Origin of the sequence: Paenibacillus sp. FSL R10-2199 (genome assembly GCF_038000235.1) — a bacterium.
Classification (GTDB): Bacteria; Bacillota; Bacilli; order Paenibacillales; family Paenibacillaceae; genus Paenibacillus_AQ; species Paenibacillus_AQ phytohabitans.
Genome location: NZ_JBBOBO010000002.1, coordinates 622325 through 644787, shown reverse-complemented (window position 1 = coordinate 644787; position 22463 = coordinate 622325). Strand labels below are relative to the sequence as shown.

General features: G+C 52.1%; 21 protein-coding genes. 17 read left to right on the top strand and 4 right to left on the bottom strand.

The window, feature by feature from the left end:
* The 5 genes from NYE33_RS30795 (at window position 1) to NYE33_RS30775 (ending at window position 5671) form a co-directional block, all read left to right on the top strand.
* Complete coding sequence (locus NYE33_RS30795) at window positions 1-1581, top strand: helix-turn-helix domain-containing protein (RefSeq protein WP_042135050.1); 1581 nt, start codon at window positions 1-3, stop codon at window positions 1579-1581.
* 41 nt (window positions 1582-1622) lie between these two features.
* Complete coding sequence (locus NYE33_RS30790; RefSeq protein ID WP_156118572.1) at window positions 1623-1790, top strand: hypothetical protein; 168 nt, start codon at window positions 1623-1625, stop codon at window positions 1788-1790.
* 29 nt (window positions 1791-1819) lie between these two features.
* Window positions 1820-2875 carry a D-xylose ABC transporter substrate-binding protein gene (gene xylF / locus NYE33_RS30785; RefSeq protein ID WP_042140901.1) on the top strand — a complete coding sequence of 352 codons (1056 nt, stop codon included), beginning with the start codon at window positions 1820-1822 and terminating at the stop codon, window positions 2873-2875.
* Window positions 2876-2963: 88 nt separating this feature from the next.
* A complete protein-coding gene (locus NYE33_RS30780) occupies window positions 2964-4475 on the top strand; it encodes a xylose ABC transporter ATP-binding protein (RefSeq protein WP_340841441.1) in 1512 nt (503 codons plus the stop codon).
* Window positions 4476-4477: 2 nt separating this feature from the next.
* On the top strand, window positions 4478-5671 hold the full coding sequence (locus NYE33_RS30775; RefSeq protein ID WP_076242628.1) for a sugar ABC transporter permease: 1194 nt from the start codon (window positions 4478-4480) through the stop codon (window positions 5669-5671).
* A 117-nt stretch (window positions 5672-5788) separates the two neighbouring features.
* Here NYE33_RS30775 and NYE33_RS30770 read toward each other — a convergent pair whose 3' ends face one another.
* The gene (locus NYE33_RS30770) at window positions 5789-6181 is read right to left on the bottom strand and encodes a cupredoxin domain-containing protein (protein WP_341069111.1); all 393 of its coding nucleotides are present in this window, start codon (window positions 6179-6181) and stop codon (window positions 5789-5791) included.
* A gap of 335 nt (window positions 6182-6516) precedes the next feature.
* On the opposite strand from NYE33_RS30770, the gene NYE33_RS30765 reads away from it, so the two are divergent.
* A complete protein-coding gene (locus NYE33_RS30765) occupies window positions 6517-7548 on the top strand; it encodes a GGDEF domain-containing protein (protein ID WP_341069108.1) in 1032 nt (343 codons plus the stop codon).
* 120 nt (window positions 7549-7668) lie between these two features.
* On the opposite strand, the gene NYE33_RS30760 is transcribed toward NYE33_RS30765, so the two are convergent.
* Window positions 7669-8016, bottom strand: a complete 348-nt coding sequence (locus NYE33_RS30760) for a phage holin family protein (protein ID WP_039308415.1) — start codon at window positions 8014-8016, stop codon at window positions 7669-7671.
* Between the two features lie 152 nt (window positions 8017-8168).
* On the opposite strand from NYE33_RS30760, the gene NYE33_RS30755 reads away from it, so the two are divergent.
* The 7 genes from NYE33_RS30755 (at window position 8169) to NYE33_RS30725 (ending at window position 16443) form a co-directional block, all read left to right on the top strand.
* A complete protein-coding gene (locus NYE33_RS30755; RefSeq protein WP_042135061.1) occupies window positions 8169-10535 on the top strand; it encodes an endonuclease MutS2 in 2367 nt (788 codons plus the stop codon).
* 24 nt (window positions 10536-10559) lie between these two features.
* On the top strand, window positions 10560-10979 hold the full coding sequence (locus NYE33_RS30750; protein ID WP_039308413.1) for a DUF350 domain-containing protein: 420 nt from the start codon (window positions 10560-10562) through the stop codon (window positions 10977-10979).
* Window positions 10980-11116: 137 nt separating this feature from the next.
* A complete protein-coding gene (locus tag NYE33_RS30745; protein ID WP_042135063.1) occupies window positions 11117-11665 on the top strand; it encodes a hypothetical protein in 549 nt (182 codons plus the stop codon).
* Between the two features lie 78 nt (window positions 11666-11743).
* The gene (locus NYE33_RS30740) at window positions 11744-12961 is read left to right on the top strand and encodes an MFS transporter (RefSeq protein WP_042135065.1); all 1218 of its coding nucleotides are present in this window, start codon (window positions 11744-11746) and stop codon (window positions 12959-12961) included.
* 265 nt (window positions 12962-13226) lie between these two features.
* Window positions 13227-13481 carry a DUF7660 family protein gene (locus NYE33_RS30735; RefSeq protein ID WP_042135067.1) on the top strand — a complete coding sequence of 85 codons (255 nt, stop codon included), beginning with the start codon at window positions 13227-13229 and terminating at the stop codon, window positions 13479-13481.
* A gap of 575 nt (window positions 13482-14056) precedes the next feature.
* On the top strand, window positions 14057-15724 hold the full coding sequence (gene dcuS / locus NYE33_RS30730; protein WP_341069103.1) for a DcuS/MalK family sensor histidine kinase: 1668 nt from the start codon (window positions 14057-14059) through the stop codon (window positions 15722-15724).
* Window positions 15721-16443: a response regulator gene (locus NYE33_RS30725; protein WP_042234133.1), complete on the top strand. Its 723-nt coding sequence runs from the start codon at window positions 15721-15723 to the stop codon at window positions 16441-16443. The genes dcuS and NYE33_RS30725 overlap by 4 nt, the downstream gene beginning before the upstream one ends.
* Before the next feature lie 52 nt (window positions 16444-16495).
* Here the strand turns inward: NYE33_RS30725 and NYE33_RS30720 are convergent, their stop codons facing one another.
* Window positions 16496-17329, bottom strand: coding sequence for a MurR/RpiR family transcriptional regulator (locus NYE33_RS30720; RefSeq protein WP_336102490.1), 834 nt, complete (start codon window positions 17327-17329; stop codon window positions 16496-16498).
* A gap of 178 nt (window positions 17330-17507) precedes the next feature.
* Here NYE33_RS30720 and NYE33_RS30715 point away from each other — a divergent pair, with 178 nt between their 5' ends.
* Genes NYE33_RS30715 through NYE33_RS30700 form a run of 4 tightly spaced genes read left to right on the top strand, consistent with a single transcriptional unit; the run spans window position 17508 to window position 21776 of the window.
* On the top strand, window positions 17508-18386 hold the full coding sequence (locus NYE33_RS30715) for a hypothetical protein (RefSeq protein ID WP_042234137.1): 879 nt from the start codon (window positions 17508-17510) through the stop codon (window positions 18384-18386).
* On the top strand, window positions 18379-20127 hold the full coding sequence (locus NYE33_RS30710) for an ABC transporter ATP-binding protein (protein WP_341069099.1): 1749 nt from the start codon (window positions 18379-18381) through the stop codon (window positions 20125-20127). The genes NYE33_RS30715 and NYE33_RS30710 overlap by 8 nt, the downstream gene beginning before the upstream one ends.
* A complete protein-coding gene (locus NYE33_RS30705; protein WP_042135075.1) occupies window positions 20114-20947 on the top strand; it encodes an energy-coupling factor transporter transmembrane component T family protein in 834 nt (277 codons plus the stop codon). Before NYE33_RS30710 ends, NYE33_RS30705 begins: the two co-directional genes overlap by 14 nt.
* Before the next feature lie 34 nt (window positions 20948-20981).
* Window positions 20982-21776: a PHP domain-containing protein gene (locus NYE33_RS30700; RefSeq protein WP_042234140.1), complete on the top strand. Its 795-nt coding sequence runs from the start codon at window positions 20982-20984 to the stop codon at window positions 21774-21776.
* Between the two features lie 106 nt (window positions 21777-21882).
* Here NYE33_RS30700 and NYE33_RS30695 read toward each other — a convergent pair whose 3' ends face one another.
* Window positions 21883-22341 carry a hypothetical protein gene (locus NYE33_RS30695; protein WP_171718893.1) on the bottom strand — a complete coding sequence of 153 codons (459 nt, stop codon included), beginning with the start codon at window positions 22339-22341 and terminating at the stop codon, window positions 21883-21885.
* Between the last annotated feature and the right edge of the window lie 122 nt (window positions 22342-22463).

Below are 22463 nucleotides of genomic sequence, written 5' to 3'. Positions count from 1 at the left end.
ATGTACAGACTGCTGATCGCCGATGATGAGGCGCTGGAACGGGAAGGGCTGGAGCTGATGATCCGCCATATTTTCCCGGATGGTTTTGAATTTCTGCATGCCGAGAACGGACGGAAGGCTATTCAGCTCGCGGAGGAGCACCGGCCTGATATTATCTTCATGGACATTAAGATGCCGGGCATTCAGGGACTGGAGGCCGTACGGCAGATTCTCACCAAGCTCCCTTCCGCGCAGATCGTGATGATTACCGCTCATGATTACTTCTCCTACGCCAAGGAGGGGCTGCTGCTGGGCGTGCGGGATTATCTGCTGAAGCCGGCCAGACGGGACGAAGTGGCGGATGTACTGAAGCAGCTGATGGCGGTGATCCAGGAGGAGAAGCGGCGCAGGAATGAGCAGCTGGAGCTGCAGGAGAAGCTGGCCCACCTGCTTCCGCTGGCGGAGAACGAGCTGACAATGATGCTCATGCTGGAGCATGTGCAGGACCTGGAGCTGGAACAAGTGGCCGGTCTGCTGGAGCTGCAGTGGGCCAAAGGCTATGCGATGGTGCTGTCATTCCCGAGGCATTCTAGCGCAGCTTGGGAAGAATTCCAGCAGGGCAAGCGGGAGATCTATGAGGCGGTCAAGCAGGTTGCCAGAGCAGGGCTCGGCTGCCTGTCCGGACCGCTGATCGGGCATCAGCTGGCGTTGTTTATTCCCTTGCCGCCGGGGCGGACCGGTTACTCACAGCGCGTCAGCTCCATGGATTGGGGGGAGCGGCTCCGCAGTCTGATAGAGCAGCGGTTCGGTCTGCCGGTCAGCATAGGCATCGGCTCGATCCGCGAGGGCTGGGACGGGCTTAGCCGATCCTACCGGGAAGCGGTCCGTGTCTGTGCGGATCACCATGATTCCTTCAGCGTGCACCACTATGATGATATCCTCCAAAGCTCCGGGCAGACGGCCGTATCCCTGGATGAGGAGAAGCGGCTGCTGGATGCACTGTTGCAGCGGAGCAAGCAGGAAGCCATAGAACGCTTCGGAATTCTGTATGCTGCTTTCGAGCAAGGCGGCGGGCGGCCGCTGCCCGAAGTGCGGGGAGAGGTGACCGGGCTCCTGCTGTTCCTCGCCAGAGGCGTTCACTCCGCAGCCGGAGCGGAGATCCTGGCCTCCTTGCATACAGCAGAGGATCCCATATCGCTCAGACTGAGCGCAGAATCCTGGCTGGAGCGGCTGATCCACAGTCTGGAGCAGGAACAGGAGCATAACCGTTCCCATGTCCATCAGCGGGCGCTGCTCTACATCAGCCAGAAATATAAAGAAGACATATCAATGGAGCAGACGGCTGAATATGTGAATTTAAGCCCGCATTATTTCAGCAAATTGTTCCGGCAGCATGCGGGTGAAACCTTCATTGATTACGTCACACGGCTAAGAATCAACGAAGCGAAGCGCCTGATCACCGGAGATCAGCTGAATCTCAAGGAGATTTGTTACGAGGTAGGCTATAAGGACCCGAATTACTTCAGCAGGGTCTTCAAAAAAGCGGCCGGCATGACGCCAAGCGAATTCCGGCAGCAGCATGAGAAGCAGGGTCCTTGCTGACAGAGCAAGGACTTTTTTGTGCTCCGGCCCCGGATAATCCTATGAAAGCGGCCGGGAAGAATTACATTACAGGAGAGGAGGATGGAATGCAGGCGGAGAGCAAGAAAGTGCTGGGAATAGCGGCTCCTGCGGCGGATGATCCATGCTACACTTTTTTTGTAAGCGCAATCAAATATGCGGCTAATGAAAAGGGGCGAAGGGCAGAGTGAGAAAATACGGAAGAGCAATTTCACTGGGGATGGCAGCGTTAGTGCTGGCAGCGTCAATGGCGGGCTGTGGGGTGGTCTCAAACGGTGATAATCAGAAGAAGGAGACATCCGGCGCTGCGAAGGACGGGGACAAAATTGTCATCGGCATGTCGATGGATACCTTGAAGGAGGAGCGTTGGCAGAAGGACCGGGATATCTTTACGGCAAAAGTGGAGGAGCTTGGCGGTGAAGTGAAGGTGCTGGCTGCAAACGGCGATGATGCTACCCAGTTAAGCCAGGCGGAACAGCTGATCTCCCAGGGTGTGGATGTGCTTGTGGTTATTGCCCATAATGCGGAAGCAACGGCTCCGATCGTAGAGAAGGCTCACAAGGAAGGCATCAAGGTCATTGCCTATGACCGCCTGATCAATAATGCCGAGGTAGACTATTATATTTCGTTTGATAACGTGCGTGTCGGAGAGTTCCAGGCGCAGGCGGTCATTGATAAGGCTCCTAAAGGCAATATCGTCTATATCGGCGGTGCCGATACGGATAACAACGCCCATATGTTCAAAGAAGGGGCGATGAATATTCTGAAGCCGCTTGAAGAGAAAGGCGACATTAAGATTGTCTACGACCAGTTCTCCAAGGACTGGAAGCCGGAAGAAGCGCTGAAAAATATGGAGAATGCGCTGACCGCGAACAATAATGATGTTCAAGGTGTGGTAGCAGCCAATGACGGGACTGCAGGCGGTTCGATTCAGGCGCTCACGGCTCAGGGCATGGCCGGTAAAATACCGGTATCCGGCCAGGATGCTGACCTTGCTGCGGTACAGCGTATCGCTGAAGGCACGCAGCTGATGACGGTCTACAAGCCGATCAACGCGATTGCAACCAAAGCTGCGGAAATGGCAATAGCAGCTGCCAAAGGCGAAAGTATTTCGACTGAAAAATCAGTTAACAACGGTAAAATTGATGTTCCTTCTGTGCTGCTCGATCCGCTAGCGGTCAATAAGGATAACCTGGACGTACTGATCAAGGACGGCTTCCACAAGCTTGAGGATGTCTACAAGAACGTTCCGAAGGACCAGTGGCCGAAACAATAAGGGCGGCCTGTCCGTCAAGCAGATGCGGCGCCTGTGGCGTTACCGCATCTGCTTGCAGGTTTAAGGGCCGGAAGGAGGAGCGGAAGGCATGAATGTACTTGAAATGGTAGAGATCAGCAAGACATTCCCCGGTGTTAAGGCGCTGGACCATGTGAACTTCAAGGTCAGGCAAGGGGAGATTCACGCCTTATGCGGCGAGAACGGCGCTGGTAAATCCACGCTGATGAAGGTATTGAGCGGACTATACCCTGCAGGGACATACGGCGGGGAAATCCTGATCAATGGGGAGAAAAAGTCTTTTCATAGAATAACGGATGCGGAGAAGGCCGGTATCGCGATTATTCACCAGGAGCTGGCACTCGTGAAGGAAATGACGGTCGGCGAGAATATCTTTCTGGGGGCAGAGCCGGTGAAGCGGGGGGCGATCCAGTGGAATGAGCTGTACCATCAGGCTTCGCTATGGCTGAAGAAGGTCGGGCTGAATCTGTCTCCGGACACGAAGATCGGCAATCTCGGCATCGGCCAGCAGCAGCTGGTCGAGATCGCCAAGGCACTCTCCAAGCATACCAAGATTCTCATTCTGGATGAACCGACGGCAGCTCTGACCGAGAGCGAGGTGTCTATCCTGATGGGCATTCTGAACCAGCTGCGGCGCGAAGGGGTAACCTGTGTCTATATTTCACACAAAATGCCTGAAGTGTTCGCACTGGCTGATTCCATCACCGTGCTGCGGGACGGGCGGACGGTAGCTACACTTGACCGCAGTGAGACAGATGACGACCAGATTGTATCCCTAATGGTTGGCCGTGAACTCACGGAGCGTTATCCGCGCGTGGAGCATTCGCCTGGGGAGAAGGTGCTTGAGGTCAGAGATTATAATGTATGGCACCCGGAGAAGCGCCGGCAGAAGGTGCTCCGCGATATTGAATTCAGCCTTCGTCAAGGTGAGATACTGGGTATTGCCGGGCTGATGGGCGCCGGACGCACGGAGCTTGTCAGCAGCCTCTTCGGCGCCTATGGGGGCCGGGCCGAAGGAACGGTGCTGATTGAAGGCAAGGCCATTAAGATCCGTTCCATAGCCGAGGCGATCAAGGCGGGGATTGCCCTGGTTACAGAAGACCGTAAACGCCAGGGGCTGGTCATGGGGATGGATGTCAAACGTAACACCACTTTAGCCACACTGGGCAAAGTCGCAAGGCTGGGGGTCATCAATGAGAATGAGGAAATTAAGTGGGCAGACCGGTACGTGCAGGATCTGAAGACGAAAACAGCTTCGCTGGAAACGCTGGTAGGCACACTGTCCGGGGGGAACCAGCAGAAGGTGGTTATCGGCAAGTGGCTGATGTCAGACCCCAAAATCCTGATTATGGACGAACCTACCCGGGGCATCGACGTCGGGGCGAAGTACGAAATATATAATTTGATGAATCAGCTGGTAGAGCAGGGCGTTGCCATTATTATGATCTCCTCTGAGCTTCCGGAGGTACTGGGCATGAGCGACCGGATTCTGGTGATGTGTGAAGGACAGTTCGTACGGGAATATGATTGGCGGGAAGCGACGCAGGAGAATATTATGCTGGCCGCTACGGGAGGTAGATAGAGATGCAGCTGCAAAAAGAGCTTAGGGAACCTGAAGCGGTTCCGGCAGCCGGAGGATCGCGCTTACGCGGCTTGTTCGGCAAAATGGATATGCGTGCCTATACGATGGTGGGTGCATTAATACTGATCTGGGTGCTGTTCGGAGTACTGAATCCGACCTTCCTGACTTCGCGGAATCTGTCCAATCTGTTCACGCAGATGTCGGTGACCTCCATTCTGGCCATCGGCATGGTGCTGGTCATTGTGGCAGGGCATATCGATCTGTCTGTCGGCTCCATCGTCGGACTGACCGGCGGCATGGCAGCTATTCTCAGCAACTGGCTGGAGCTGCCGGCTATTGTAGTCATTCTTGGTACACTGGCCGCAGGTGCGGTGCTGGGCCTGATTCAGGGCTGGCTGGTGGCGTATAAAATGATCCCCGCCTTCATTGTCACCCTCGGGGGAATGATGGTGTTCCGCGGCGTGCTGATGGGTGTGACAGAGTCGATGACCATTCCGGTGTCTGATCCGGTGCTGGCCTTGCTCGGCAATGCTTATTTTGCTCCGGGCTTCGGGATCATCCTTGGTGTGATCGCAGTAGGACTGCTGCTCTGGAGTGCGTTCAATAAACGCCGTTCCCGCAGGAAATACGGCTTCGAAATCGCCCCGCTGGGCCTGGACATCGCCAAGGTGGCCGGACTTGCCCTGCTGGTGGTGGCTTTTGTAGCCGTGATGAATAATTACAAGGGGATTCCATTCCCGATTATTTTCGTAATTGTCCTGGCAGTCATCTTCTATTTCCTGTCGACTAAGACCACCTTCGGCCGTCATATCTATGCAATAGGGGGCAATATTGAGGCGGCACGCCTCTCCGGCATTAACATCAAGCGCAAATCCATGCTGATCTTCGTGTTGAGCGGATTGCTGGGCTCGATCGCCGCCATCGTACTCACCTCACGCCTGGCCTCGGCCACCATCACTGCAGGTAATATGGCTGAGATGGATGCTATCGCCGCTTGCGTCATTGGCGGCACTTCCCTGATGGGCGGAGCCGGCACAGTCATCGGTGCCATTATCGGAGCGCTGGTGATGACCTCGCTGGATAACGGAATGTCGCTGATGGGACTGGAATCCTTCTGGCAGTATGTCGTCAAAGGCTCAATCCTGGTCATTGCCGTCTGGCTGGATATTTCCAATCGCAGCAAGGGTGTGAAGTAACGGCAGCTTCAGCCGGTTAACAACTTTCAGCAGAACAACCAAAAAGCCGGTCAAGGACAATGGGGTCAGTCCCACAGTTGTCCTTGGCCGGCTTTTTTGCTATGCGTATAGAGCTGCCTATTCAACGATAATCTTGGCGCTCATTCCGCTGTGGCCGGAGCCGCACATGATCGCGCAGGTGACATCGAAGGTTCCTGCCTCCTCGGGGAGAATCACCTTGGAGGAATCTTTGGCATCCAGCCGCAGCTTCATCTCAGGCACAAGAATGCCGTGGTTGCCGCTCTCGTTTTTGAAGATGATTTTGACAGGTACGCCCTTCTTCAAGTGGTATTCTTTCTGGTCAAAGCTGTAGTTGGTTGCTGTAATGACGATTTCTTCTTCCGCCGTAAGATTGGTGTCAGCAGCCGGGCTGTTAGCGCTGTCAGAATTGCTGCTGCCCCCGCCGGCTCCGCAAGCCGTAAGCAGTAGTGCAAATACAATGGAACAAAGAATAGCCGCCTTCCTGATCATAAGCATCCTCCTAAAAGGTTCGTGATGAATTGTGATAACAGATGACATTAGCATAGCTCAAATCCTGATAGTTGTCTTGGATAATCTGTGAGAAATTGTTTGACCGGAAGCTGACTCCAAACTTTGTCGAAAAATGCAAAAATATGATGCAAAAACAATTAAAATTTATTATAATTAAAGCTATTATAATTTTAACTTTTATATTATTTGGTTAGAAGTAGGGGATCCACATTATTTTAGCCCACGAATCGCAAAGTTCGGAGAAATGGCACCGCAGAATATTAACCGGATACTGGATTATTGTGCTCTGTATGCTGGCAGCCCAATTTATTTTTATGCTGTCCTCCCATTCCACTGAGACTAAGACCATCCTCATCCCCAGTAAGGGCCACTTGTTCATCGCCTGTAATCTGATGATCATTATAGCTATGGCTTCCGCCGAGATTTGGCTGCGTAAGATGCAGCATTATCATAAGCAGGCCGTTGTGATCTGCGGATTCATCGTTTCTTATCTGATGTATTTTGTGCTGGAGCCTTTTGTAGACGGTGCCCAGATGACACTTATGATGCCGATTATGATTGCCCTGATCTATTTCGACCAGCGGCTGCTATACTATCTCGGGGTATTCAGCACGCTATTCTATAGCGGGATTTATTTCGGGCTGGAGCAGCCGCTGCTGGACAAACCGCTGCTGGAATTTCTGATGGTGGAATGTGTGTTTATTGTGTTCGCCGTGATGGCGCAGGCTGTCATTGTCAGGGCCCGTGAGACCCGCGAATATCTGGAACAGTTGACCAAGTCGGAGCAGGGGCTGATGGTGGAACGGGCGATTTCCGACAAGCTGCTGAAGATCGATGCGCTTACCGGCCTGTACAATCACAAAACCTTTCATGAATATCTGGACTCCCTGCTGGAGCAGTGCGAGAGCAACGGGCTGAGGCTGCAGCTGGCGCTGTTTGATATCGACAACTTCAAGCGTGTTAATGATACGTACGGACACTGGGTCGGCGATCTCGTGCTTAAGGAGGTGGCAGCAAAGGTGAATGGTCTGATCGGGCTGAATGATTTCGCGGCGAGATACGGCGGGGAAGAGTTCGCGGTGATTTTTACGGATAAAAGCTTTCAGGAAGCCTATGCTGCCGTCGAGGAGATGCGGGTAGGTATAGCCGCTATGGAGCATCCGTATGCCGGAGGCAAGCCGATTACGGTCAGTATCGGATTCTGCGATTATCAGCTGGGGGACGGCAAGGAAATGCTGTTCCGCAAGACGGACGAAGCGCTGTACAGCGCCAAGCGGGGCGGTAAAAATGCTGTCGTCACGGCTGCTGTCACCCATGGCGATGATCCGGTTGTGTCCTATGCGTAATTTTTAGTTATAAAAATTTTTTAATTACAAAAAACCCCCAGTATCCGGTATAATCCGGGGATTGGGGGTTTCGTTGTGCGCTGAAACGGATACCGTCCCCTAAGGGTGGTTCAGCCGTTTCTACTTGGCCGCTTCAAACGGAGTGGATACCGGCAGGAAGAGGTCGATAATACCAATGACCAGGGCTGCGAGCAGCGCTCCGAGAATGGTGACACTGACTCCGCTCACAATGAACTGGGCAATCCAGATCACCAGGGCACTGACCAGGAAGCCGACGATACCGCGGCCGAAGGGTGTTGTTTTTTTGCCGAAAATGCCCTCAACCACCCAGCCGAGCAGAGCGATAACCAGCGCAAGCACAAGCGCGCTCCAGAACCCCCCGACCGTGAATTGCGGGACAATCCAGCCGACCACCATCAGAACGATTGCCGCGACCACGAAACGTACCACATGACCTAAGAATCTCACCTAACTAACCTCCTTTGGCGTTCGCGTAAGGATATGTGCGTTGTTATTGTGGCCCGCAGCCGCTTTTCTATGCCCAGAAATCATACCCAAATAGCGAAAATGGGCTAAATTAGGTATAATGTAACCATCTATGAAGGGAGCTGTGACAGTAATTGGACGACAAAATTTTGCATACGCTTGAATATCGCAAGATTTTAAATAAATTGATGCAGTATACGCAGACACCGATGGGACGGCTGACTGCCGAATTGCTGAAGCCCTCCGGGGATTTCGAAGGAGTGAAGCTGCTTCTGCAGGCTACGGATGAGGCTGCTAATGTTGACCGGCTGAAGGGAATTCCTTCCTTCCGCGGTGTGACTGACATCAAGCCCGCCCTGAAACGCGCTTCGATCGGGGGAATGCTGGGCACCACTGAACTGCTCTCTGTCGGCAACACGATCGGCGGAGCCCGCAGAGTGAAGCGGTTCCTCGGGGCGATGCACGAGGATGAGAAGATCCCTACCCTCTTCGCCCAGAGTGATCTGCTCTCGGAGCAGAAGCATGTGGAGGATGCCATCCGCCTGTGTATCGACGAGAATGCGGATGTCATGGATTCGGCCAGTACAGAGCTGGCCTCCATCCGCCGGGAGCTGCGCGGCGGCGAGACCCGCATCCGCGAGAAGCTGGATTCCATGATCCGCTCGTCTTCGGTATCGAAGATGCTGCAGGATCAGCTTGTGACGATCCGTGGTGACCGGTTTGTCATTCCGGTCAAAGCGGAGTACCGTGCCCATTTCGGCGGCATTGTTCATGATCAGTCCGGCTCCGGGGCGACGCTGTTCATTGAGCCGGAATCGATTGTGGCGATGAACAACAAGCTGCGCGAGACACGGCTGCGCGAGGAGCGGGAGATCGAGATTATCCTGCACCGCCTGACGGCACTTGTCGGCGATATTGCCGAAGAGATGGCTTATGATATCGATATTCTCGGCGAACTCGATTTCATCTTCGCCAAAGCGCGCCTGGCACGCGACATGAAGGCTACCCAGCCGCGTATGAATGACCGCGGCTACCTGCGTCTGCGCAAAGGGCGCCATCCGCTCATTCCCGCAGAGCAGGTTGTGCCGCTGGATGTGGAGCTGGGCAACCAGTACACCTCGATTATCGTGACCGGCCCGAACACCGGCGGTAAGACAGTTACCCTGAAGACCATCGGTCTGCTCAGCCTGATGTCGATGTCGGGACTGTTCATTCCGGCAGAGGAAGGCAGCCAGATGTGCGTCTTCGATGCGATCTATGCCGACATTGGCGATGAGCAGAGTATTGAGCAGAGCCTAAGTACGTTCTCCAGCCATATGACCAATATCATCTCCATTCTGAAGAGAATGACGCCGAAGAGTCTGATTCTGCTCGATGAAGTTGGAGCAGGAACGGATCCGGCGGAGGGATCGGCCCTGGCGATTGCCATTCTGGAGAATATCCACCGTACAGAATGCCGGATGGTGGCAACTACGCATTACAGTGAGCTGAAGGCTTATGCGTATGAGCGCAAAGGCGTCATCAATGCCAGTATGGAGTTTGATGTGGCCAGTCTGAGTCCTACCTACCGGCTGCTGATCGGTGTGCCGGGACGAAGCAATGCGTTCGCTATTGCCGAGCGCCTCGGCCTGCCGAATGCCATTCTTGAGCATGCGCGCGGCGAAGTCAAGGAAGAAGACATGCGCGTCGAGCACATGATCGCTTCCCTGGAAGAGAACCGCCTCACCGCAGAGAATGAGCGTGAACGGGCCGAGGGCCTGCGCCGCGAAGCGGAAGAATTCCGCAAGCGGCAGCAGCTGGAGCTGGAGAAGCTGGAAGGCCAGCGCGACAAACGCCTGGAGAAGGCAGAGAAGGATGCCAGCGATATCCTCGCCAAGGCGCGTAAGGAAGCCGAGGAGATCATCAGTGACCTCCGCCGCCTGGCAATGGAGGAAGGGGCGTCCGTCAAGGAGCACAAGCTGATTGAAGCGCGCCGGAGACTGGATGAAGCGGAGCCTGCACCGCGTAAGAAGGTTATTGCCCGCAGCAGCACCAAGGCGCCGCGGAAGATTCAGCCCGGGGATGAAGTCAAGGTGGCTAATGTGAATCAGAAGGGCCTTGTTGTAGAGCTTAGCGGTGCCAAGGAAGCCGTGGTGCAGTTCGGCATTATGAAGATGAAGGTCAACCTTGCTGATCTGGAGTTCCTGGCCTCTGCACCGGATGCGCCTCCGCCGGCTCTGCGCCGGGCTACGACAGTCAAGCGTACGCGGGATGAGAATGTCCGCACCGAGCTCGATCTGCGCGGGGCCAATCTGGAAGAGGCCATCATGGAGACCGACCGCTTCATCGACGAAGCGTTCCTCGGCAACCTTGGGCAGATTTCGATTATCCACGGCAAAGGCACGGGGGTATTGCGGACGGGGATACAGGAATATCTGCGCAAGCATAAGCATATCAAAAGCTACCGGCTCGGGAATTACAACGAAGGCGGCGCGGGTGTAACCGTGGCTGAACTGCAGTAGCGTCCGGCAGAAAGAGGGAGAAGTATGCAAGATAATATTGATCTTTTGCTGGATCATCCGCTGGGAGCGCTGCTCGGCTACTTCACTGTGGCCATATTGGGTCTGGTGGTATTCCTGTCCTTCTTTGAAATGGTGACTAAATATAACTGCTGGGAAGAAATCCGCAAGGGGAATGTGGCCGTAGCGATGGCAACCGGAGGCAAGATCTTCGGCATCTGCAATATTCTGCGCTTCAGCATTGAAGCGGGAGCATCGATCTATGAGACGATGAAATGGTCGGTTGTGGGTTTCCTCCTGCTGCTGCTGGCGTACTTCCTGTTTGAATTTCTAACCCCCGTCTTTTCGATTGATGACGAGATTGCTGCGGATAACCGGGCCGTGGGACTGACAGCACTGCTGATCTCCGTTTCATTGTCCTATGTCATCGGCGCCGCTATATTTTGATTTAGGGAGCAGGAAATTATGAAGATTCTGGTTCGGGTTCTGTTCATTTCCGCTCTGGCGTTTATAGCGGCCGGGATTATTTATTTAATGTTGCATTGAAAGTGAACCTAATGTGAGGAACGAAGGAGATTATACAGATGGAAACGACAATATGTCCTTGGTGCCATACCGAGATTGTATGGGATGAGGAGTTTGGCCCGGAGGACACTTGTCCTCATTGCAATAATGAGCTTAGCGGTTACCGCACAATTACAATAGGCGCTGACGATCTTGAAGATGAAGAGCTGGACACTGAGGACGCTTCCGTACAGGAAGAGGTCAGCGACGAGGATCTGTGGGATGACGACGGTGACAAGGATAGTGTGGTTCCCATATTTAATACGCTAATCCAGTTCGGTGATGACTATGATCTGACGCGTTATGAGCAGAGTGTCGCCAGCCTGCTGGCCGCGCAGCTGGAAGCACCGGAATGTCCGCAATGCCATGAGCTGATGCTTCACTCCGGCACTCAGCAGGTAAGCGGATTTACCCCGGCAACGCCGGAAGCGCTGGGCGGCGGACCGGTACTGAAGCCGCCGTTCTCGCTGAATCTGTTCGTATGTCCTTCCTGCTTCCATGTGCAGCACAGTCTGGCACAGGAAGACCGCATTCAGCTTGTGCGCAATCTCAGCACTGCATCGGAGTAAGCCTAGGATTCATGCTTTCCCTGTAATTTGGACATGTTATGTTTACATGAGATGTCCAGAATAGCAGGGAGGTATAGCATGAGGAGGTTATTACGGAACCAGGCGGCGCTGCTGCTCGCTGTGGGCGGGCTTTACCTGCTGGCTACGGTGCTGGCAGGTACTTTTTTGAACGTATATTTGTGGAAAAGCCGGCAGAACTTCGCCATGATCGGCTGGTTTACGGTTGCCCAGCAGCTCGCAGTCGGACTAAGCTTCTGGCTGGGCGGCAAATGGGTGAAGGAGCATAACAAAATGAATGCCCTGCGGCTGGGAATTGCCGTTTCGGGCTTTTTTTATTTGCTGGTGCTCTGGCTGCGCGGAGAAGCGGTGCATTATATCTGGCCGCTGGGACTCATTCTCGGTCTTTCCATCGGGTTCTACTGGCTGGCTTTTAATATTGTTTTCTTTGAGATTACCGAGGCGGACAACCGCGATTTCTTCAACGGCTGGATGGGACTGCTGGGTTCGCTGACGGGCATTGTAGGTCCGTGGGTGTCGGGTAGTCTGATCTCCTTGTGGCATGGGGACAAGGGCTACCGTATTGTGTTTATCCTGTCCCTGTGCATCTATGGAGTGGCTGCTGTACTCAGCTTTGGGCTGGAGAAGCGGCCGCGCGGCGGAACTTACCTGTGGCTGGAGCCCTGGCGCGAGCTTAGCCGCAAGGAGAGTCCCTGGCGGCCTGCTGCGGCGGCGCTGCTGTTCCAGGGAGTACGGGAGGGCGTATTCTCGTTCCTGATCGGACTGCTGGTCTATATTGCCGCCCGTGAGGAGAGTAAGCTTGGGCAGTTCGCGCTGATTACCTCGGCAGTTTCTTTGATCAGCTACTATGCGGCCGGCAAATGGTTCAAGCCTGGAACCCGCTTCAGGGGGATGCTGGCAGGCAGTCTGCTGCTGGCCGTTTTCATTCTGCCGCTTCTGTGGAAGGTGAATTACGCCACGCTGTTAATTATGGGTATTGGAACCTCGCTGTGCATCCCGCTCTACATGCTGCCGATGACGTCTACCAGCTTCGACCTGATGGGTGTCTCTGAAGAGAGTGCCGGCAAACGGGTGGAGCTGGTTGTGCTTAGAGAGCTGAGTCTGATGACCGGGCGGCTGATGGGGCTGCTTGTGTTCATTGCTGTGCTGTCGGTCAATCAGTCCCCGCAGGCTGTCACTTGGCTTATGCTGCTGCTGGGAACGGCTCCGCTGGGGGGCTGGCTGGTGCTGCGGCGGTTGCTTGATTTAAATGTTCACAAAAAGAACAATGTTAACTGATTTGCTGACGCACTTAAATCAAGGGGATTTTCATCAAGTGATTTAAAAACCATTGTGTTTGGAAAGATGATGCAGGAAATATATGAACGTTGGATTATCGAAGATTATCCGCATTTAGAATTGCCGGTACTGAAAAATACCAGTACAATGGGTTACTAAAAAAATGGTTGAAAGTAAAAATGGAATAATATAACAAAAAAGGTGTAAATTAAATTGAATGGAAATAGACGATGGAATTAATCTTGCGATACAGTAGGAGGGGAACATGGAATTATATAATGAAATAAAAAAAGTTAGTGATAAAGATCTTTTTACAGAATTTATTGGTATGTTAATTAAGGATTTTAAATTAAACCCTGATGTTTGGGAAAATAGAGACATTGAGAGTTTTCTCGAAGGAATAAAGTCTTGGGTAGAGGATATGGAAGGTTATTATGAAAATAACAATTTACAAATACCTCAAGTTATAGATTGGAACTTTCTTGCGAATTTATTTTATGTCGGGAGGGTGTATGAATAATAAGTGCTAATAAATGTCTGTTTAATCTTGATTGGCTCACAGCCTTTCAAGGTACTTCTTTGGTGGAGTCTATCGATTACCGAATGATGGATTGAAAAGATATGTAAAATATATAGACTTAGCACCAGATGGTTCAATAGTATCGTTTGAGGAAGGTAAGGTGAAATCTGTGGATGATTGGAGAAATATAAAAATACCAGGTATTGTATCGATACGAAAGTGTGCATGAAGATGATTTTGAAATAGCTGACCCATATGATTTTTAATAAAACTGAAACCTTAAATGGCTTCCGGTCTATCAAGGTTTCTTTTTGCCTATTTGTCGTAAGGTCAGTCACCATGATGGCCTTTTTTTGTTATCGTATATCCAATCCTTTTTCCTAGCGAAGCAGTGAAAGGATATAAATAACTAATTGAAACTTCTGTAAGTCATCTAAAAGATTGAAAGATAAATTCCCTTCATGTACTGTTATTAGATCGGTAAATTCAGAATAGCGTGATCCAGTTTTCTAGCTTACCTTAAATAATTCTAGTCTTTGTAGCAGTTCATTGAAGATGAGGAGGCATGGGCATCCTTGGCCAAGAAAAAAAGCTATAGCCTAAGGACAACGGTAGCGGTGATGGTATCTGCTGTTGTAGTCCTGGTGCTGCTGGTCTTATATATTATATTCCGCAATCAGATTATTCCCCAGACCCGGCATGCGCTGGAGGATAAGGCCATTACGATTGCCCGCACGATTGCCCTGATGCCGCTGCTCTCAGAGGGCTTAAGCGAAGGGAACAGCAAGGGGATTCAAGCCTACACCTCCAAGATTACACGCCGTAATGATATATTGTTTGTAGTGGTGATGGATATGAACAGCATCCGGTATTCGCATCCGGATGCCTCCAAGGTAGGACTGCCCTTCGTGGGAGGCGGGCAGGAGGCTGCGCTGCGCGGACAAGAGAGCATCTCCGAAGGAACAGGGACGCTCGGGAATTCGTTGCGGGCATTCGTGCCGGTCTATGACGGCAGAGGGCATCAGCTCGGGGTCGTAGTAGCTGGACTGTCAATGGACAGGGTGCAGCGTCTGGTCAGGCAGAATGAATGGACGATTATTGCCATTCTGGTCTCAGGCGCGCTGTTTGGAGCCGGAGGCGCCTTTGTTCTGGCGAGGAGGATCAAGCAAATGATGTTCGGCATGGAGCCTGCCGATATTTCCAGACTCCTGCAGGAACGCAGCGCCATGCTGGAATCCATTCGCGAGGGGATTATTGCGATTGACCAGGAAGCGCGCATTACGCTTATCAATATGGAGGCGCACCGGCTTCTCAAGGCGGCAGGGATCAACGGCGCCGTTGTAAACCGGCAGATTGCCGATTATTGGCCAGAGCTGCGTCTGGAGCATGTGCTGGCCAGCGGGGAAGGCAGGCAGGACCAGGAGCTGGAGCTGGGCGGTATCTCCCTGCTCGTAAGCAGCCTGCCGGTCCGCGTAGGCGGCGAGATTGCCGGAGCCATCGTTACATTTCGTGACAAGACTGAGCTGGCAGTTCTGGCCGAACGGCTATCGGGTATTTCTGTCTATGCAGACGCCCTGCGGGCAGGTGCCCATGAATTCATGAACAAGCTGCATGTGATTATGGGCATGACGCATATGGGCTTATATGACGAGCTGCAGCAGTATATTCTGGGAACGGCAAATAACTACCAGCAGGAGATCGGGGCCATCACGAGACAGATTAAGGACCCGGCTATGGCGGGTTTTCTGCTGGGTAAGCTGAGCCGGGCGCGCGAGACGGGAATTGAACTGCTGCTGACTGCGGACAGTTATCTGCCGGAATCGGCAGATTCGCAGGTTATTCATGAGCTGATTACGATTGCCGGGAATTTGCTGGACAATGCGATGGAAGCGCTGGGCGGCCCGGGGCCTGATGAACACAACAGCGATGTATACAGCAGAGATGTACACGGCAGAGATGTACACAGTAATAAGCGGATCGGGCTTGCTTTTCACTATGAAGAGGGAAGGCTGCTGTGTGAGGTTAGCGACAACGGCCCGGGGATTCCGGAGGCACTCCGGGAGCAGATCTTCGTCCAGGGCTTCTCCTCCAAGGGGGAACACCGGGGAATCGGACTTTATTTGGTCAGGAAGAGTGTAGATAAACTGCAGGGACATCTTCAGATTGCCGCCTGCGGCGGCGGGCAGGGAACCACGTTCATCGTTGATGTGCCATATGCTGCAAAGGGTGAGGAGAGCCAATGAACATTAAAGTGCTGATTGTAGAAGATGACCCGATGGTAGCGAAATTCAACCGCCATTATCTCGAACAGGTCCAGGGCTTCGAGTTCGCGGGCTGGGCGGCTTCAGGAGATGAGGCCTTGAAGATGCTGGCGGAACAGGAGATCGATCTCCTGCTGCTGGATATCTATATGCCCGGTACCAGCGGGCTTCAGCTGTTGTCCACGCTCCGGGAGCAGGGAAGCAAGGCGGATATCATTGTGATCTCCGCCGCCAGCGATAATGCAAGCATCCGTAAGGCGCTGCAGAACGGGGCTGTGGATTACCTGATCAAGCCATTTGAGTTTGCCCGTTTTCAGGCGGCTTTGTCGGCATACCGCGAAGACTTTCGGTTAATGCACAAGGAACATCTGAGCCAGGAACAGCTGGATAAGCTGCTGCGCCATTCCGCTCCGGAGGCTGAAGAAGACAAGAGTGGGGCGCAGAGCCTGCCCAAAGGTCTTACCGAAGGCACACTGGAGAGCATCTGGGATACGATTAAGCAGCTGCAGAACCCGGTATTCTCCACTGAAGATATCAGCAGCCAGGCGCCGATTTCGCGGATTTCTGTCCGCAAATATCTGGCTTTTCTGACCGAGGCAGGCATTCTGGAGATGGAGCTCAGCTACGGCGCGGTAGGCAGACCGGTATATATGTACAAGGTGAAGCCGGAGGGGAAGGACTATATAAGTAAATATTTATAAGCGGCAAGCGTGTTAGCGGGGACCTTCGGGTCCTTTTTTTATTATTGCGGGTTCAGGTACGCGGAAGCTTCCCTCCATACTGCGCCCGCAGCTGCTGGAGCTTGTCAAGATTGCTCAGGTTATGATCCCGGTTGACCAGTCCTACACCGAGAATCAGATTCTCAATGATATAAATAGGGCCGACCATTGAATGAAACTCCCAAACCTCGCCTCTTCCGGCATACAACACGATATCTGCATCCTGTGAACGGGGATATACAAGTCTGTCAGTGATCAGAATGACCTGATAAGCTGCCTCCCGTGAATGGTCCAGAATCACCTCGATTTCAGGTAACAGCTGCACAAATCCAAAAACCAGTACCACATCCTGTTTGTCAGCATGCATTAGGGTCTCCAGCAGCTCATGGCCGCTCGGAGCCATCCGCTTCATCTGAAGACCAAAGCGCGCCATCCGGTAGATCATCAGTTCAGCCAGTCCGCCGCAGGGGCCGGGACAATAAACATATACAATCCGTGCAGCAGACAGACTGTTTACCGCGGACTGCAGCGACGTCTCATTTAAATAACGCTGTGTCTCCTGCAGATGGTGAAGGGAATTATTCAGCAGCAGCTGGGGGAGTGAACTATCATCGGATCGCTCCATTGCGTCACGCATTTTAACCGAGGGCGTAGATTCGAACCGGAACCGTAGCCGGTTTTTGAAATCCTTGGCATGCTTGTAGCCGGCTGCTTTCCAGAAACGTGAGACGGAGGCGATGCTCAAATGGAGCTCGTCAGCAACTTCCTGCTCTGTCATATAGACAACCCGCTGCTCATTCTTCTGGATAAAATCGGCGATGATCCGCTGGTTGGGTGAGAACGGGCGGTGATTCCAGTCTTTATACATATGCGTTTCCTCCGGATGTGCTCTTTTTACACAATATAACGCTTGAAGATGTTGTAAATATTTTTACAGCGTTAAAAATTCTGAAAAAAATATTACTCCGGCTTAACAAATGGAAAAACCTGTGCTGACATGGCCTTTTTATAATAAAGATAAATTCCTGTAGGGAGGCCAACTGTTTATGAGCACGTTAAAGACCCGCTACACGCTGACCCAATCTCAAAAAATGATGATTTTTGTGCTGTCGATGTCGCTGTATGGTTTGTCTAATATGTTTACGGAGCTGGTGCCTAGCATCCAGTTGGGTCCGGTTGAATTGTCGATTGAATATTTCGCTTTCATTCCTCTGACCTTATGTATGCTGTTTCACCCGTTGTATGCAGCTGTTGGAGCGGCTGTCGGCGAAGTGATCTTTGGTGAGCTGATGCTGGGTCAATTCGGCGGACTGGGCGAATTGGAGAAATTCATTACCTTCTCTCTTGCGATGTATACAGCAGGCCTTATGGTATCCGATCCGAAGAACCGTAGACAGGTAGGCGCAGCCGCAATTACCGGAGTGGCGATTCACCAGTTTTTTAGCTCAGCGGTAGATATCTTGAAGGTATGGGTCGGTGTGGAGGAACTGGAAGCGGTTAAGGGTCTGGCGGAAAGTATCGTCATCATCGAAGGTGTCGGATTTCTGAATGATGTGCTGTTCTCGGGCATTCTGTTCGCCCTTCTGCCTACGATGTATCTGGTTCCCCGCTTGTACGGCAAGATTGAGCCGCTGCTCGGCATGAAGCCGCGTGAGCGGAATATGAAATATGCATCCGGGGTCTGGCTTTCGCCAAAGCTTGTCATTTCAGGTACGATTCTGATCATGGTTGCGCTAGGTTCTGAATTGTTGTCGGAATCAGGCTGGAACTTCGGTGATTTTGAATTTGCCTGGGCTGAATCAGGTGAGGAAAAGCTGATCTGGCTGAGCATGCTGGTTGCCGTCATCATTGCGGTTGTGACCATTCTATCGCTAATCCGGCGTGCTGCACGCAGGCGTCAGGAAGGAGGACAGGCAGATGCATGAACTGGTCCTGGAGCTTAGAGGAGTGTCCTTTACTTACCCGGGGGCGGAACAATCTGTACTGCGGGATGTATCCCTGCAACTGGAGAAAGGGGATTTTGTTGCCGTGATCGGCAGCAACGGATCCGGCAAATCCACACTCTGTAAATGCTTCAATGGATTAATCCCGCATTATTACACAGGAGATTTCACCGGAGAAGCGGTGATTTGCGGTCAACCGGCGGAAGGGCGGAGTGTCGCTGAACTATCCAGGCATATCGGTTATGTCTATCAGGACTTCGAGAACCAGCTGGTGCGTCCGACCGTGCTTGATGATGTTTCTTTTACCCCGCTGAACTATGGTTTTGCGGACTACAAGGAACGGGGAGAACGGGCGCTGGCGTTGACCGGACTTAGCGAACTGAGAAATGAATTTATCTGGCAGCTTAGCGGTGGGCAAAAGCACTTGCTGGCTCTTGCGGGAGCACTGGCAATGGATCCGGAAATACTGGTCATAGATGAGCCGGTAGCCCAGCTTGATCCGCAGCATGCACGTCATATCTATGATATCCTGCGGCAATTGAATGAGCTGCACGGGAAGACCATCGTAGTCATTGAGCACCATGCCGAATTTATAGCAGAATACTGCAGGAACGTTATCCTAATGGATAAAGGATCCATACGCTGGCAGAAGCCGGTACGTGATGCTTTGTCCTCTGTACAAGAATTGCTGGAACTTGGCATTTATCCGCCGGATGTGACCAGAGCTGTCTGGATGCTGGAGGAGAATGACCGGAATGCAGGACAGTTCCCTTTGACCCCTGAAGAGGGGCTTGACCGGATGATCCGCCGTAAAGGGCCGGCTGGGCAGGCCGGGTCCGCCTATCCAGTCTGCGGGCAGATCCCCACAGGCGTAGGAGATGTGGATTCTATCGTTAAAATGAAGGATGTTCACCTGTCGTACCGCACGATTCACAAGACACTTCATCCTGTTCTGAACGGGGTAAAGCTGGAGCTCAAACACGGGGAATCGGTTGCCCTTATCGGTAACAACGGTGCAGGGAAATCATCCTTAATGAAACTGATTTCAGGTATTGCCAGACCCTCCTCAGGAACGGTTAATGTGAAAGGCATAGAAGTCAATGGTGTGCCGCCCGAGCGCCTGTCCGGTACGGTTGCTTATGTATTTCAGAATCCGGAGGATATGTTTATCGAGGATTCTGTACGCAAAGAAATCTCCTATTATCTGAAGGCCCGGAAGTTAGCGGATACAGACCGGAGAGTAGAAGAGATGCTCCAGGCGTTCCGGCTTAGTGAGCTCGCTGAGCGGGATGCCCGTCTGCTGAGCGGCGGCCAGCAGCGGCGGGTATCCCTGGCAATCGGTGCCGCTGTCCGCCCTGCAGTTATGCTGCTTGACGAGCCCACCGCGAATCTGGATATTTCGACCAAGCAGGAAATGGTTAGCGTTCTTGAGACATTGCGGAGCCATGTGGAGACGGTGGTAATCGCCACTCATGATATGCAGCTTGTGTCTGAATGGGCCAGTAGAATTATTGTTATGCATCAGGGACAGATCATTGCTGACGGAACGAAGGATGAAATATTTGCTGACGGAATGCTCTTGAGGCGTGCCGGATTGGCAGAGACACAATTAATGAAGCTAAGCCGCATACTCGGCCTGCCGCGCATTTGCTGCAGCCTGGACGAGTTTGTGAGCCAAGTGGAGCTACAGAAGGAGGTGGCCGGAATCTATGGAGGCTGTTAAAAAAGCGCTGGACCGGATCTCTGTAGAACAGATCAAGCTGGAATTACTGGGGACCGCGTATAACAACAGCGCTACCTTTCTGGGCAGGCTTGACCCCCGGACACTGCTGTTATGGTATTTGTTTTTTGCCATCGTGCCCTGGTTTGTGCATAACCGGACAATCTTATTAGGAATGTTCGTGTTCATGGTCATAACAACTGTCCTGTCACGGGTTAGTCCGCTAATCATCTGTATCCTGTGCCTTGGCCTGACCGGCCAGATCGGCTGGATGTTCGTGCTGACGCTTTTTTTCGGAGGGGGGAGTGAATCCCTGCTGCCAATGTTAACGTTGACGCTGAAGCTTTCTGTCATTTCACTGGCGAGCATCACTGTATTCTCCAGTCTGGACCCCGAACGGCTTAGTGACGGACTTTTATCCTTAGGCATACCTGATGCCTTTGCATTTAGTTTATCTTACGGTTATCGTATTCTGCCTACTTTGCTGGAAGAATTCCACCAGATATTGTTGTCCTTCAGACTCAGGGGGCAAAGACCGCATCGTCACGGGGTGTTCTACTGGAGAACAGCTGCGTATTACTTGCGGATTGTGGTGCTGGTCTTCTACCCGCTCATGCTCAATACAGCCAAACGGTCGCGAACCACGATTGAAGCACTGGAGACACGCGGATTCAGCTACGGTCTCAGCAATCCGAAGGTGAAGAAGATCAAGCTGTCCTATTTGCGGATGAAGAGGCCGGACTGGGCTTTTTTATCCGGTTCAACGATTTACATTATACTGCTGTTCTGGTTTGGAACCCTGTACCCTGAGCTGGTGTATTAACCTAATCTGCAAACTTAAAAGGAGCCTAACCTATATGAATATTGATCTGCACACACACGGAAAATTGTCCAAGAAATCAGCATTTTCCCCGGCGTATTTCGCAGAAATGATGTCGGAAGCTAAAGTGAACGGATTGCAGGCAGCCGCTTTGACAGAGCATTTTAATACTTCTAATTTCTTCGCAATGTACGAGGCACTGGATCAGATGTATCCCTATAACGGACATTACTATGATGTGGACGGGCTGAAGCTGTTTCCGGGAATGGAAGTGGATATTGCCGAGACAGGCCACATCTTGCTGATCGGGCTTAAGGAGAATGTTCTTGCTGTCCGTTCTTTGCTGGAAGATTACACTGCTCAGTGTAGCTTTATTCCTTTCAAAAGACTGCTGGATCTGGCGGATGAATTCAATCTGTGGAAAATAGGGGCCCATCCGTTCCGCACCTCTACTCCACTTCATCAATTGGACCCTCAGCTGCTTAAGCGGCTGGATGCGTTTGATTTCAATGCTAAAGACATTTACGTGCAGGGGGCTGAAGCCTACAAGAACCTGATTACGCCATTTGCAGAGAAGCTTGGCGTTCCTGTGGTTGCCGGCAGTGACAGTCATCAATGCCTGCAGTATGGCAGCGTAATGAACCGGCTACATGTATCCTGCTCTACAGTTGAGGAATTGAAGGAGGCTATTAAGCAGGGGGACTATGAGATGGAGCTTTCACCGTGTCTCCATACCAAGGTGAAGGCTTCGGTCATGATGAAGAAGCTGCTGAAGCAGCTTGCCGGCGAAGCGCCTTCCAGAGATGAAGCGGAGATTGGCTATCTGGCTTAAAGCGGCCCTGAAATCCTATGAAGTCATGTCCGGACTCCTCCGGCCATGACTTCATAGGTAATGTCTTCTATGCTTCCGGGGATGATTTACGCTACGCCTTGCGGTTTTAAGCAAAAGCCAGCTTCAATGCCTGCGGATGGAAGGAACCCATAATTTTATAAGCTTTTAAATGCGGATTGTTCATATCATTATCGTAAATAATCATATGCTGCCTGCCCTTGAGAATGATATCAAACCGCTGCTTCCGGTCAGCCTGTACGATGGTAATATAATAGCTGTATTTGTTGTCTGTGCTTACATTCCGCGCTGATTTCATTAACCGGACGTCGGCGAAATCATCACATATTTGTTTGATGGCCTCCGGCTCCGTAACCACAATATCCTTCTGTTCACCGGGAACAGAGGACAGACGGGTAATTTCAAGGGAGGCGATATCCTCCAGCCGGATGGTTCTGGCCACCACTTTTTTGAAGGAAGTGTAACGGTTTGCTGTATAGGTCATTAGAGAAACACCAGCTGCGGTCAGGATGGCGCCGGCAAGCATATATTTTTTGCTTTTGTCCATGGTTCAGTTCCTCCCAGTCATACGATTGTGTAAGTCCCAATTATAAAACTATAAACATCCGCACGCAAATTCACTTACTTTAATTACTTAATGATTTCTTTAATTACGTAAGCTTCCAAGGA